10 protein-coding genes are annotated in these 13,819 nt (G+C 61.6%); 2 read left to right on the top strand and 8 right to left on the bottom strand.

Going from position 1 to position 13,819, the window contains the following annotated elements; genetic code table 11:
• Window positions 1-23 precede the first annotated feature (23 nt).
• A complete protein-coding gene (locus K3136_RS12370) occupies window positions 24-1,187 on the bottom strand; it encodes an acyl-CoA dehydrogenase family protein (RefSeq protein WP_221430606.1) in 1,164 nt (387 codons plus the stop codon).
• Between the two features lies 1 nt (window position 1,188).
• On the bottom strand, window positions 1,189-1,962 hold the full coding sequence (locus K3136_RS12365; RefSeq protein WP_221430605.1) for a crotonase/enoyl-CoA hydratase family protein: 774 nt from the start codon (window positions 1,960-1,962) through the stop codon (window positions 1,189-1,191).
• 117 nt (window positions 1,963-2,079) lie between these two features.
• Here K3136_RS12365 and K3136_RS12360 point away from each other — a divergent pair, with 117 nt between their 5' ends.
• Entirely contained in the window at window positions 2,080-3,348 is a 1,269-nt protein-coding gene (locus tag K3136_RS12360; RefSeq protein WP_221430604.1) for an acetyl-CoA C-acetyltransferase, read from the top strand.
• Between the two features lie 13 nt (window positions 3,349-3,361).
• Here the strand turns inward: K3136_RS12360 and K3136_RS12355 are convergent, their stop codons facing one another.
• The 6 genes from K3136_RS12355 to K3136_RS12330 all read right to left on the bottom strand — a co-directional run bounded on the left by K3136_RS12355 (window position 3,362) and on the right by K3136_RS12330 (window position 10,688).
• On the bottom strand, window positions 3,362-3,610 hold the full coding sequence (locus tag K3136_RS12355; RefSeq protein WP_221430603.1) for a DUF2061 domain-containing protein: 249 nt from the start codon (window positions 3,608-3,610) through the stop codon (window positions 3,362-3,364).
• 17 nt (window positions 3,611-3,627) lie between these two features.
• On the bottom strand, window positions 3,628-5,535 hold the full coding sequence (cysN, locus tag K3136_RS12350; RefSeq protein WP_221430602.1) for a sulfate adenylyltransferase subunit CysN: 1,908 nt from the start codon (window positions 5,533-5,535) through the stop codon (window positions 3,628-3,630).
• A complete protein-coding gene (gene cysD, locus K3136_RS12345; protein WP_282099950.1) occupies window positions 5,535-6,563 on the bottom strand; it encodes a sulfate adenylyltransferase subunit CysD in 1,029 nt (342 codons plus the stop codon). Before cysD ends, cysN begins: the two co-directional genes overlap by 1 nt.
• A 58-nt stretch (window positions 6,564-6,621) precedes the next feature.
• Window positions 6,622-8,025 carry an alpha-amylase family glycosyl hydrolase gene (locus tag K3136_RS12340; RefSeq protein WP_221430600.1) on the bottom strand — a complete coding sequence of 468 codons (1,404 nt, stop codon included), beginning with the start codon at window positions 8,023-8,025 and terminating at the stop codon, window positions 6,622-6,624.
• Entirely contained in the window at window positions 8,018-9,550 is a 1,533-nt protein-coding gene (locus K3136_RS12335; RefSeq protein WP_221430599.1) for an MFS transporter, read from the bottom strand. The genes K3136_RS12340 and K3136_RS12335 overlap by 8 nt, the downstream gene beginning before the upstream one ends.
• A 100-nt stretch (window positions 9,551-9,650) precedes the next feature.
• On the bottom strand, window positions 9,651-10,688 hold the full coding sequence (locus tag K3136_RS12330) for a LacI family DNA-binding transcriptional regulator (protein ID WP_221430598.1): 1,038 nt from the start codon (window positions 10,686-10,688) through the stop codon (window positions 9,651-9,653).
• A gap of 338 nt (window positions 10,689-11,026) precedes the next feature.
• On the opposite strand from K3136_RS12330, the gene K3136_RS12325 reads away from it, so the two are divergent.
• Complete coding sequence (locus K3136_RS12325) at window positions 11,027-13,810, top strand: TonB-dependent receptor (RefSeq protein ID WP_221430597.1); 2,784 nt, start codon at window positions 11,027-11,029, stop codon at window positions 13,808-13,810.
• Window positions 13,811-13,819: the final 9 nt, after the last annotated feature.

The raw sequence follows: 13,819 nt of genomic DNA, 5'->3' as shown, positions 1-13,819 counted from the left end.
TACGGACCGGGAGGTCGTGCAAGCTACATCGAGCGGGCAATCACCATCTTCATGACCTCGTTCGACCCGCCGAAGATGCGCGTGATGCGGCTGTCGCGGTACATGCGCGCAATCGGATAGTCATTGATGTAACCAGCGCCGCCGTGGAACTGGAGGCACTTGTCGACCACTTCGCCCTGAAGTTCGGTGACCCAGTATTTCGCCATGCAGGCGGTATCGACGCTGAGTTCGCACTTCAGGTGCTTGGCAATACAATCGTTGACGAATACCCGCGCCGCTGTTGCCCGCGCCTTCAGGTCCGCCATCACGAATTGCGTGTTCTGGAAGTCCCAGATGGTCTGTCCGAATGCCTTGCGACTTTTGACATATTCCATCGTGGTCTCAAGCGCCTTCTCGATGCCGGTCATTGCACCCATGGCGATGATGAGGCGCTCCTGCGGGAGCTCTCCCATCAGCTGGTAGAAGCCCTTGCCTTCCTCGCCGCCCAGCACGTTCTCGGCCGGCACGAAGACGTCGTCGAAGAACAGTTCGGACGTATCCGCCGCGTCCATCCCGATCTTGTCGAGCTTCTTGCCGCGCTGGAAGCCTTCCGCGCCTTCGGTTTCGAGCAGCATGAGCGAAATGCCCTTCGCCCTCTCGTTCGGGTCGGTCTTGGCAACGACGATGATGAAATCGGCGGTCTGGCCGTTCGAGATGTAGGTCTTGGCCCCGTTGATGCGGTAGCCGTTGCCGTCCTTCAGCGCGGTGGTGGTGATGCTCTGGAGGTCGGAGCCGACACCCGGCTCGGTCATGGCGATCGCGCTGACCAGTTCGCCGGTGACGAGCTTGGGCAGGTACTTCTTCTTCTGCTCCTCGGTGCCGTGGCGCACGAGATAGGGCAGGATCACCGTGTTGTGCAGGCTGGCGGCGAAGCCTTCGACGCCGTGCTTCGCCTGCTGGTCGATGACGACCATCTCGTGGCGGAAGTCACCGCCGTGGCCGCCGTATTCCTCTGGAACGGAGGTGCCGAGCAGGCCCGCTTCACCCGCCTCGCGCCAGAAATCGCGCTCTACCTGGCCTTCTTCGCGCCATTTGAGGACGCGCTTTTCCGGTGCGTGCTGCTGGTAGAACTTGCCCACAGCATCGGCGAAGATCGAAATCTCCTCGTCGTCCATGAACTCCGGCTGGGGTACGTCGATGACGGGCATGTTACTTCCCCTTCCAGTTGGGAGCGCGTTTCTCGGCGAAAGCTGCGGCGCCCTCACGGGCGTCCTCGGAGACGAAGACCGGACCGATCAGCTGGGCCTGCTTGCTGTAGCGATCTTCCATCGCCCAGCCGCGCGATTCCTTCATGATCTGCTTCGAGACACGCACCGCGAGCGGGCCGTTGGCGGCGATGCTGGCAGCGAGCGCCTTGGCACCGTCGAGCGCCGAGCCGTCGGTCACGCGATTGATGAGGCCAATCTCGTAGGCGCGGTCTGCGCCGATGAAGTCGCCCGTCAGCGCCAGTTCCATGGCAACGCGTTCGGGGATCTGGTCGGGCAGCATCATGACACCGCCAGCGGCAGCGACGAGACCGCGCTTGGCTTCGGGAATGCCGAATTTCGCATCCTTGTGCGCGACCACGAGGTCGCAGGCGATCATCAGCTCGAGGCCGCCTGCAAGCGCATAGCCCTCTACAGCTGCGATGAGCGGCTTCTTGGGAGGAGCCTGCACCACGCCGCCGAAACCGCGGCCTTCGATGCTGGGCGATTCGCCGCGCAGGAAGCCTTTCAAATCCATGCCAGAACAGAAGGTGCCGCCCGCGCCGGTCAGGATGCCGACGCGCAAATCGTCGTCAGCGTCGAGGCGGTCCATCGCCGCCGCAATCCCCTCGGCAGCGGCCTTGTTCATCGCATTCTTGGCTTCGGGACGGTTGATCGTGACGATCAGCACACCGTCGTCGACTTCGGTCAGGACGTCATCCGTGGCTTGCTCTGACATGGGCTCTCTCTCCAATTGCAAAACGAAACTGTTCTTGCGCCCTTGCTGCGGGAGGTTTACGCAAACGTCAACCGGCAAAAGCCGCAAGATTCGATCAAACGAGAGAGGAACACGCCCATGTCCGAAGCCTATATCATCGATGCCGTCCGTACCCCGCGCGGGATCGGCAAGCAGGGCAAGGGCGCGCTGGCGGCAATGCACCCGCAGCATCTGGCTGCGACCTGTCTCAAGGCGATAAAGGACCGCAACAACCTCGACACTTCGACCGTGGACGACGTCATCTGGTCGGTCAGCACGCAGGACGGCATGCAGGCGGGCGATATGGGCCGCATGGCCGCGCTCGATGCGGGCTACGACATCACTTCTTCGGGCACGACGCTCGACCGCTTCTGTGGCGGCGGCATCACCTCGGTTGCCCTGGCTGCAGCACAGGTCATGAGCGGAATGGAAGATTGCGTGGTCGCAGGCGGTACCGAGATGATGAGCCTCACTGCACAAATGTCGAAGGACAAGATGCAAGCCGGGATCAGGCCACCCATGATGGGCAGCTATAACGAGCGCCTGCAGGCAAGCCATCCGCAGAGCCACCAGGGCGTGTGCGGCGATGCCATCGCCACGATGGAGGGCTTCACTCGCGAGGAGCTGGACGAGGTCGGATACCGCAGCCAGCAGCGCGCGGCGCAGGCGATCGAGGAGGGCCGCTTCGACAAATCGGTCGTCCCGGTCGTCGATGATGAGGGCAATGTGGTGCTCGACCACGAGGAATTCCCGCGTCCGCAGACGACAATGGAAGGCCTCGCCCAGCTGGAACCCGCTTTCACCAAGATCGCCAATGTCCCGCTCGACAAGAACGGCACGACCTTCGCCGGGCTGGTGAATGCGAAGTATCCCGATCTCGAAATCCAGCATTTCCACCATGCGGGCAACAGCTCTGGCGTGGTCGACGGAGCGGCAGCAGTCCTCGTGACGAGCAAGGATTATGCGCAGAAGCACAGCCTCAAACCGCGCGCACGCATCGTGGCGACAGCGAACATGGGCGATGACCCGACGCTGATGCTCAATGCGCCGGTCCCTGCCGCAAAGAAGGTGCTGGAAAAGGCCGGCCTGACCAAGGACGACATCGACCTTTACGAGATCAACGAAGCATTCGCCGTTGTCGCCGCCAAGTTCGTGCGCGACCTCGAACTCGACTGGGACAAGGTCAATGTAAACGGCGGCTCGATCGCGCTCGGCCACCCGATCGGCGCGACCGGTTCGATCCTGATCGGGACGATGGTTGATGAGCTGGAGCGCCAGAACAAGCGCTACGGCCTCGTCACCATGTGTGCCGCAGGCGGCATGGCCCCTGCCATCGTGATCGAGCGCGTCGACGATTTCGTCGACTGATCGCTTCAGGCAGTCAGGCGGCTTTTCCGGCCGCCTGATCGTCCTTCGCAAATCCCCAAGACACGTTCGCCCAGGCGCGTTCGTGGAAATAGTAGAGCACCATCTTCGTCACCACTTCGGTGACCGCAATGGCGCCCGCCGCCTTGGCGCTGCCGGTAAAGAACCAGCTTAGCGCGAAGGTGTCGAGACTGCCGAGAATGCGCCAGCTGACAGCCTTCGCGAAGCTGCGCGAATGGGCTTCGCGCCCGCGAAACAGGATCATGTGTCTGTTCTTACGCCTTACTTGAGCGGCAGGATTTGCTTGATGATGTAGTCCGCAGCTTCCTCGGGGCTCATCGCCACCGTGTTGACGCGGATTTCCGGCTCTTCGGGCTCTTCGTAGGGGCTGTCGATACCGGTGAAGTTCTTCAACTCACCCGCACGCGCCTTCTTGTAAAGGCCCTTCACGTCGCGCGCTTCCGCCACTTCGAGCGGAGTATCGACGTGAATCTCGATGAACTCGCCCTCGCCCATCATGTCGCGGACCAGCTGGCGGTCGGCGCGGAAAGGCGAGATGAAGGCCGTCAACACGATCAGGCCCGCGTCGGTCATCAGCTTGGCGACTTCGCCGATGCGGCGGATATTCTCGATCCGGTCGCTCTCGGTAAAGCCCAAGTCCTTGTTGAGACCGTGGCGGACATTGTCGCCATCGAGCAGGAAGGTGTGGCGGTTCATGATCGCCAGCTTCTTTTCCACCTCGTTGGCGATCGTCGACTTGCCCGAACCGGAAAGGCCGGTGAACCACAGTACTCGCGGCTTCTGGTTCTTCATCGCGGCGTGATCGTCGCGCGTGATGTCGGTGGCCTGCCAGTGCACGTTCTGCGCGCGGCGCAGGCTGAAGTTCAGCATGCCCGCACCGACCGTGTGGTTGCTGATCTTGTCGATCAGGATGAACCCGCCGAGCGCGCGGTTCTCCGTATAGGGATCGAACACGATCCGCCTGTCGGTGGTGATTTCGGCAACGCCGATCTGGTTGAGGTGGAGCGTCTTGGCAGCAAGATGCTCCATCGTGTTGACGTCGACCTCGTACTTCGGTTCGGCGACGGTCACGCTGACCATCTGCGAGCCGAGCTTCATCCAGTAGGCGCGGCCCACGACCAGCGGCTCCTCGTCCATCCAGACGATCGTGCTTTCGAACTGGTCGGCGACTTCGGGCGGACTGTCGGCTGCTGCCAGCACGTCTCCGCGCGAGCAGTCGATTTCGTCTTCGAGCGTGATGGTGACCGACTGGCCTGCAACGCCTTCCTCAAGGTTGCCATCCATCGTGACGACCGACTTGACCGTGCTGGTCTTGCCCGAAGGCAGCGAGCGCACCGTGTCGCCCGGCTTGACCGAACCGGTCGAGATGAGACCGGAGAAACCTCGGAAGTCGAGGTTGGGACGGTTTACCCACTGCACCGGCATGCGGAACGGGTGGGCAAGGTTCTCGTCCGAGCGGACCTCGACTGCCTCGAGATGTTCCATCAGCGTCGGGCCCGTGAACCACGGCGTATTTTCCGAACGCGAGGTGATATTGTCGCCCGCAAGGCCCGAGATCGGGATCGCGGTGAAGTTCTCGATGCCGATGCTCTCGGCGAAATGTTCGTAATCGGCGATGATCGCGTCATACTTTTCCTGGTCGTAGTCGATCAGGTCCATCTTGTTCACGGCGAGCACGAGGTTCTTGATGCCGAGCTGGTGGCACAGGAAGCTGTGGCGCTTGGTCTGGACCAGCACGCCCTTGCGCGCATCGATCAGGATGCAGGCGAGATCGGCGGTCGAGGCGCCGGTCACCATATTGCGCGTATACTGTTCGTGTCCCGGGCAGTCGGCGACGATGAACTTGCGGTTCTCGGTCGAGAAAAAGCGATAGGCGACGTCGATCGTGATGCCTTGCTCGCGCTCGGCTGCAAGCCCGTCGACCAGCAGCGCGAAGTCGATTTCCTGACCCTGCGTACCGACCTTCTTGCTGTCGTTGCTCAGCGCTTCGAGCTGGTCCTCGAAGATCATCTTGGAATCGTAAAGGAGGCGGCCGATCAGGGTCGACTTGCCGTCATCCACGCTGCCGCAGGTGATGAAGCGCAGCATGGTCTTGTGCTGGTGCTTCTCGAGGTAGGCGTCGATGTCCTCGGCGATGAGGGCGTCGGTCTTGTAGATAGGATCGGTCATCAGAAGTAGCCCTCCTGCTTCTTCTTCTCCATCGAAGCGTCACCGGAATCCTTGTCGATCACGCGGCCCTGGCGTTCGGACGTGGTGGTCAGCAGCATTTCCTGGATGATCTCGGGCAGCGTTGCCGCCTCGCTCTCAACCGCACCGGTCAGCGGAAAGCAGCCCAGCGTGCGGAAACGGATCGAGCGTTCGGTGATCTCGGGACGCTTGCCCATGACCTTTTCGAGGCGCTCGATATCGTCGGCCATGAACAGGCCGCCTTCATATTCGAAAGTCGGGCGCTTGGCGGAATAGTAGAGCGGGACGATCTCGATATTCTCGAGGTGGATGTACTGCCAGATGTCGAGCTCGGTCCAGTTCGACAGAGGGAAGACGCGGATGCTCTCGCCCTTCTTCTTCTTGGCGTTGTAGAGGTTCCAGAGCTCGGGACGCTGGCTCTTCGGGTCCCAGCCGTGGCTGGCCGTGCGGAACGAGAAGATGCGCTCTTTCGCGCGGCTCTTTTCCTCGTCGCGGCGCGCGCCGCCGAAGGCTGCGTCGAAACCGTATTTGTCGAGCGCCTGCTTCAATCCTTGCGTCTTCCACATGTCGGTGTGGAGCGGACCGTGGTCGAAGGGGTTGATCCCCATTTCCTGCGCTTCGGGGTTCTGGTGGACGAGCAGTTCCATGCCTGCTTCTTCCGCGCTGCGTTCCCGCAGTTCGTACATGTCCTTGAACTTCCACGTGGTATCGACGTGGAGCAGCGGGAACGGCGGCGGCGAAGGATAGAAGGCCTTCTTCGCCAGGTGCAGCATGACGGCGCTGTCCTTGCCGATGGAGTAGAGCATCACGGGCTTTTCGGCCTCGGACACCACTTCGCGCATGATGTGGATGCTTTCGGCCTCAAGCCGCTGCAAATGTGTGAGGGACATTAGGGTCTCTTTACGGGTTCTAGTCTGGCGTGCCGGAGAGGCGACCTTGTGGCGCGCACTTCGATCACCGGCAAGCAGCGAAAGGTCGCCAGCCCGATAGGAGAAGTTGGCATGCAGCACAATGGCGCAGGCGGAGTACCCCCGCGCCTCTTGTGCCCCTGCAATCGTATGGTCGGCGTTACTGCGCGGTGCTGCTCAGCAGGCGGTAGCCCCAGGCCGGAAGCTCGACGCTGTCGCCGCTTTCGATGGTCACTGCACTGCCATCGGCGAAATCGGTATAGGCACCCACCGGCAAGTCATCGGAAAATGTCGCCTTCAGGGGCCGGTCGCTCATGTTGAACAGGCCGAGCACCTTGTTGCCGTCCTTCTGCCTCACCCATGCGAAGAGCTGTTCGGGGGCAGAGCTTTCGACCTTGTGCATCACTGCGCCCCACTGCCCGTTTTCGAGCGCGGGATTGGCCTTGCGGAAGGCGATCAGGCGGACGAGCAGATCGCCGTACTCGCAATTCTCACCCTGCTGCCAGTCGATCGGGTCGCGCTCGAAGAACTCGAGCCGCTTGGCGTTGCAGGCTTCCATGCCGTTATGGATCAGCGGCAGGCCCTCGCCGGTGAAGGAAAGCGCAGTCATCGCATCGAGCGCTGCGCCGTAATTTTCCTCCATCGTGCCTTCCCACGCATTGCTGTCGTGGTTTTCGATATAGGTCATGCGCATCGCTTCGCGTGGCCAGAGGCTCTCGTTCTCGGCATAATAGCCGTAGAAGCTGGTGGCGTTGCCCTTGCCCTGTGCGACGTTTTTGGTCGTGTTGTGCCAATCCCATGCATAAGTCGCGTCGAAAGCTGCGTGGTGGAAGCCGCTCTGCTGGACTTCACCCAGCAGGAAGACAGGCTTGATCGCCTCGAGCCGTGCGCGCGCCGTTTCCCAGAAATCTAGCGGAACATAACCCGCCACATCCGCGCGGTAGCCATCCACATCAAATTCGCGGACCCAGTATTCCATCGCTCCGCCGACATGCTCGCGCACGCCCTCTTTCGACCAGTCGAGATCGATGATGTCGGACCAGTCCCACCAGGGCGTGGGGCGGAAATCGCCCTTCCAGTCCTTTTCGTACCAGTCGGGATGATCCTTCGCGAGCGCATTGTCCCATGCCGTGTGATTGGCGACGAGGTCGAGGATCACCTTGAAGCCCTGGCGGTGCGCCGCATCGACGAAGGCGCGAAATTCCTCCTCGGTCCCGAACTCAGGGTTCACGCCGTAATAGTCCTGCACCGAATAGGGGCTGCCAAGCGTGCCCTTGCGGTTTTCCTCCCCGATCGGGTGGATCGGCATCAGCCAGAGAATGTCGACGCCCAGTTCCTTGAGACGCGGCAATTCTTCCTGCGCAGCCTTGAAAGTGCCTTCCTCGGTGAAATGGCGGGTGTTGATCTGGTAAAGCACGGCATCGCGCGACCATCCGGGATGTTCGAGCGTAACCTTGCTGTCCGAAGCCCAACCGGTTTCCTGCGGTTCGTCGGCAGTGCCGCTCATGGCATAGGCCCCACCTGCAAGTGCGAGGGCGGCAGTGGCGGCGATCAGCTTATGCATGGGTATTCTCATGCGGAATGGCTGCCTTCACGCGCAGCATGGAAAGCGCGGCGATCAACCATGCGGCTGCGGCGAACAGCATCGTCCAGATGGGCTCGCCCGGGAACAACCAGAGCATGATCTGCCCCATCACCGTCGCCACCAGCAGCTGCGGGACGACGATGAAAACATTGAACAGGCCCATGTAGATGCCGAGCTTCGCCTGCGGCAAGTTCGAGGCGAGGATCGCGTAGGGCATGGCAAGGATGCTGGCCCAGGCTATGCCGATGCCGACCTCTGCCAAGAGCAACGTGTTTGCATCGCGCACGAAGAAGAACATCAGGAAGCCGAGCGCACCCAGCGTCAGGCAGATCGAGTGAGTCATCACCTGCCCGACCTTGCGGCTAAGCACCGGCAGGAGGGCCAGCGCGGCGATAGCGGCCACGCCGTTGTAGACGGTGAAGAGCACGTTCACCCAGTTTGCGCCCTCGTTATAGGCGGCGCTCGCGGTATCGCTGCTGCCGAAGACATATTGGGTGACTACCGGCGTAGTGTTGATCCACATGATGAAGAGTGCGGACCAGCTGAAGAACTGAACCAGTGCGAGGCGCTTCATGACGTCGGGCATGCCAGCGAAATCACCGACGATGCTGGAAAGCATGTTGGCCGCCTGCCCCTTCTTCGCCATCGAGATCGCGATAGCGCTGAGCAGGCCATAGACAGCGAGCAGCGCGCCGAGCAGCAGCATTTCCTTCTGAAGGTCGAGGGACTGCACAAGCAGTACGACCACGAGACCGGCAGCCATCCAGACGGCACTGGAAATATAGGTCTTGGCCGCAAGCGCACGGATCGGCTGGCCCGTGTCGGTCTCAGCCTGCTCGCCGAATGCGGCCATTTCTTCAGGCGAGAACTCCTTGGTGGTCACGATGGTCCACATGACCGCCGCAAACAGCGCGAAGGCGCCGAACCAGAAGCTGTATTTGACCGTATCGGGAATACCGCCATCCACAGCGACATTCGCGACGCCCATCTGCTCGAGGAAATAAGGGAAGATCGATCCCACGACCGCGCCCGCACCGATAAAGGCAGTCTGCACGGCATATCCAGCGCTGTGCTGGTCGGTCCGGAGCATATCGCCAACAAAGGCGCGGAATGGCTCCATCGAAACGTTCAGCGAGGCATCGAGCACCCAGAGCATGGCTGCCGCGAAGAGCAGCGGCGCGCCGAATGCAGGACTAAGCGGCATTACGAACAGCGCCAGGGCAGCGAATATTGCGCCGGTCAGGAAGTACGGGCGCCGGCGACCGAGCCTGTTCCACGTCTTGTCCGACAGGTGGCCGATAATCGGCTGGACGATGAGCCCGGTGAGCGGTGCGGCGACCCACAAGGCGGGCAAGTCGTCCATGCTCGCGCCCAGCGTCTGGAAAACGCGGCTCATATTGGCGTTCTGCAGCGCAAAGCCGATCTGGATGCCGAAAAAGCCGAAACTGATGTTCCACAGTCCGGCCCAACCCTGGCGGGGCTTCTCGCGCAAAGTCGCGTCCATAGTGCTTATCCTCGTCCCGGCCGGGTCTTCATGCCCGGTCCCTCAATCTGGCGAAGCTGGCACGAAGGGGCCTGCGAGGCCACTACGTATACGAATACGCTTACGGGGTGACGCTGCTTCCGCGAACGATCAGCTTGCCGGGCAGCTTGCGGGGCGGCAGGTCGCGACCCTCGATCTGGGCCAGCAGCGCCTCGACCAGCACCTGCCCTGCCCGCTTGATATCCTGCATGACGGTGGTGAGCGGAGGCGTGGTCATGCTGGCTGCGGGAATATCGTCAAAGCCAACGATGGCGACATCTTCCGGCACGCTGCGACCCGCTTCGGCAAGCGCGCGCATGGCGCCGATCGCGATCAGGTCGCTGGCAGCGAAGATCGCGTCGAATTCCTTCCCGCTCTCGAGCAGTGAGCGTGCGGCGGAAAAACCCTCTTCCTCGGTTGTCAGGGCATCGAACTGGAGCCCTTCGTCCGCCTCGATCCCGGCGTCGGCAAGAGCCGACACCATGCCGCGATAGCGCCCGTTGAACTCGGGATAATGTTCGTCGGCATGGCCGAGAAAGGCGATCTTGCGACGCCCCTGCTCGACAAGATGCTCGCCGGCGAGCCGCCCAGCCTGCACATTGTCGGTGCCGACCGTCACCCCGCTGCTGTCGCTCGATACCGATCCCCAGCGCGCGACATGGGTGCCCTGCCGCGAAAGCTGGTCCATCCGCTCGCGATATTGCGTGTAGTCGCCATAGCCCAGCAGGATCAGGCCGTCGGCGCGGTGGCTGTCCTGGTATCTCACGTGCCAATCGTCTTCCATCCGCTGGAAGGAAATGAGCAGGTCGAGCCCTTCGTCCGCCGTAGCCTTGGTTATTGAACCCAGCATCGCGAGGAAGAAGGGGTTGATCATGCTCTCGTCGGGAGTCGGATCCTCGAAGAAAAGCAGTGCGATCGTGTTCGAGCGCTGCGAGCGCAGGGAGGATGCGTTCTTGTCGACGGTGTAATTGAGATCGCGCGCGATTTGCTTGATCTTTTCACGCGTTTTTTCGCTGACAGACCGGTCGCCGCGCAGCGCACGGCTCACCGTGGGCTGCGAAACGCCCGCAGCATAGGCGATGTCGAAACTCGTGGGCCGACCGGTCGGCTTGCGTCCCATGCTTCCTCCCCAGGCAACGCCTCTTCCGCGCTGCCGGTCCGACCCTAGAAAGGGTTTGGCAATGGCGCAAATATTCAGCGCGTTATTCCCCGCTGAAAGGCACAAAACCGCGCGCTTCGCAGGAATTTCAAATTGTGAACGTTCACTGTTGTTTTTGTGCACCAAGCCGCTCCGCCACGCAGCTTGCGTATACGTATGCCGTCTATGCGTATGACAATCCCAAGACATACTTGAAGGCGCAGAGCACCCGGCGACAAGTCCGGACTCGCAAGAGGATTTTCCGGCCCGGGACTGCCGCTACACGGCGAAATTGGGGCCTTTGGGGAGAGGATTACATAATGGCATTCCGCAAGCATCTTACCGGCGTAAGTGCGTCGGCCGTGGCCCTGGCATTGGCTGGCGGCCTTCCGACTGTGGCTTCGGCGCAGACCACCCAGCCCGCGACTCCGGACATACTCGAAGAAGGCCAGCCCGTGGCCGAAGAGGAAGAGGACAACTCGGTTATCGTGGTCAGCGGTTTCCGTGAATCGCTGGCAACCGCAGTCGCCGAAAAGCGCGGCAGCGACCAGATCCTTGAATCGGTCACCGCTGAAGACATCGGCAAGCTGCCCGACGATTCGATCGGTGAATCGATTGCCCGCCTGCCCGGTGTGACGTCGCAGCGCCTCAACGGTCGCGCCAATGTCATCGCCATCCGCGGCCTTGGCCCCGATTTCTCGCAGACGCTGCTCAACGGCCGCGAACAGACCTCGACCGGCGACAACCGCGCTGTCGAATTCGACCAGTATCCGTCGGAAGTCGTGAACCAGGTCGTCGTCTACAAGAGCCCGACGGCCAGCCTGGTCGGGCAGGGCCTCGTCGGTACGATCGACGTGCGTACGATCCGTCCGCTCGAAGCAAGCGAAAGCATTCTCGCGATCGGCGCCAAGGGTAGCTACGCCGACCTTGGTGCGCTGAACGCCGGTTCGAAGGAATTCGGCTATCGCGTCAACGCGACCTTCGTGGACCAGTTCGCCGATGACACTGTCGGCCTCGCGCTTTCGGCTGCCTATACGGACGAGCCCTACCAGCTGCAGGAATTCAATGCCTGGGGCTATGCGGGCAATGGTGAACCTGGCAGCCCCATCGTCATCGGCGGCAACAAGAGCTTCGTCACCTCGACCCAGCTCAAGCGCTTCGGTGTGAACGGCACGTTCCAGTGGGAAGCCAATCCCAACCTGATGGTCACGCTCGACGGCTTCTATTCGAACTTCGACGATGACCAGTCCAAGCGCGGCATCGAGCTTCCGCTCGGCTTTGGCGCATTCGGCACGACCTTCGATCCTTCGACTGCAACGGTCGTCGATGGCCCGTTCGGTGGCTTCGCCGAAGCCGGCACCTTCGAGAACGTCGAAGGCGTCGTACGCAACGACGTGTTCCAGCGCCAGGCAGACCTCTATTCGGGCGGCCTCAACCTCGATTACCAGGGCGATGATGGCTGGAGCGCTTTCCTCGACTTCGGATACTCGCGTACCGATCGTGAAGAACTGAGCATCGAAAGCTATTCGGGCACCGGTTACGGCGCCGGTGTCGGCGCAACCGATACCATCGGCTTCATCTCGAACACGCAGGGCACCAGCTTCAGCCCGACGCTCGATTATTCCGACCCGGACCTGATCGTCCTGACCGACCCGCTCGGATGGGGTGGTAGCCGTGTTCAGGCCGGTTACTACAACAACCGCATCATCGAAGACGAGCTGTTCCAGTATCGCCTCGGCGTCGGCAAGGAGATCGACAGCTTCATCTCCGGCGTCAATTTCGGCCTCGCCTACACCGACCGCTCCAAGAGCCTTACGCCGGACGAGTTTTTCGTTTCGCCCGCTGGCGGCGCGACCGAAGTCGCAATTCCTTCGGGAGCCCTGCTTCGTTCGACCGACCTCGGCTATCTCGGCCTCGGCCCGATCGTCAGCTACGACGTGCGTGAGTTGATCGCCGACGGTACGCTGGTGCTCGATCCCAACACCTCGAACGACATCCCGGCCAAGGCTTATGGCATCACCGAAAAGCTGATGACCGCCTACCTCCAGTTCGACATCCAGCAGGATATCGGCGGTGGCGAAATCACCGGCAACTTCGGCGTGCAGGCCATCAACACCGAGCAGAATTCGACCGGGGTTGCTTTCACCGATGTCGACGGTGACGGAAACCAGGACCGCGTCGACCTGTCGCTGGGCGACAATTACTGGGACGTCCTCCCAAGCGCCAACCTCTCGCTCCGTCTGGACAGCGGCTGGGTGTTCCGTCTGGCTGCCAGCCGCCAGATCCAGCGCCCGCAGCTGGACGATCTTCGCGTTGCGATCAGCTACGGCATCAATAACAACCAGGCTGACAGCCCGACCGGGCTTGTGCCCTTCATCAGCGGCGGCGGCGGTAACCCGCTCCTGCGTCCGTATCGTGCGAATGCAGTCGACTTCAACATCGAGAAGTACTTCGCCGGCGGTGCAGGTGTCGTGGCAGCGCAGGTCTTCTACAAGGATCTCGTGAGCTACATCGACGGATCGCGCGTCGTCTTCGACTATGCTGCCTTCCCGGTTCCGGCTGGCCAGACGCCCGCCACGACGATCGGCTTCCTCGATTCCGAAGTGAATACCGGCGGCGGCGACTTCTACGGCGCCGAGCTTTCGGCAACGATCCCCTTCGACGCTTTCACCGAAGCGCTGGACGGCTTCGGTGTGACCGGCGGTGTCGGCTACACCAAGACCAAGATCGAGAACGCCAATGGCGATATCGACCAGATCCCGGGCTATTCGAAGTGGGTTGCCAACGGCACGCTCTACTACGACCTGAACGGCTTCAGCGCCCGTGGTAGTGTCCGCTATCGTTCGGAATTCCTTGCCGACTTCACCGGCTTCGGTGGTTCGCCCACCCGTCGCCTTGCCCGTGACGAGACCATCGTCGATGCGCAGATCGGCTATGAATTCCAGCCGGGCAGCGCACTCGAAGGCCTGTCGGTCTATGTGCAGGGACAGAACCTCACGAACGCGCCGTTCGTATCGCAGTTCAACGTTCCCGAACCGCGCGCGGTCATCGACTACCAGGAATACGGTCGTCGCTTCCTCGCAGGCTTCACCTACAAGTTCTAAGTTCCTCCC

The sequence above is a fragment of the Qipengyuania gelatinilytica genome (genome assembly GCF_019711315.1).
Lineage (GTDB): Bacteria > Pseudomonadota > Alphaproteobacteria > Sphingomonadales > Sphingomonadaceae > Qipengyuania > Qipengyuania gelatinilytica.
The sequence above is the reverse complement of the archived record's forward strand: the minus strand, read 5'-3'. Positions and strand labels throughout refer to the sequence as shown.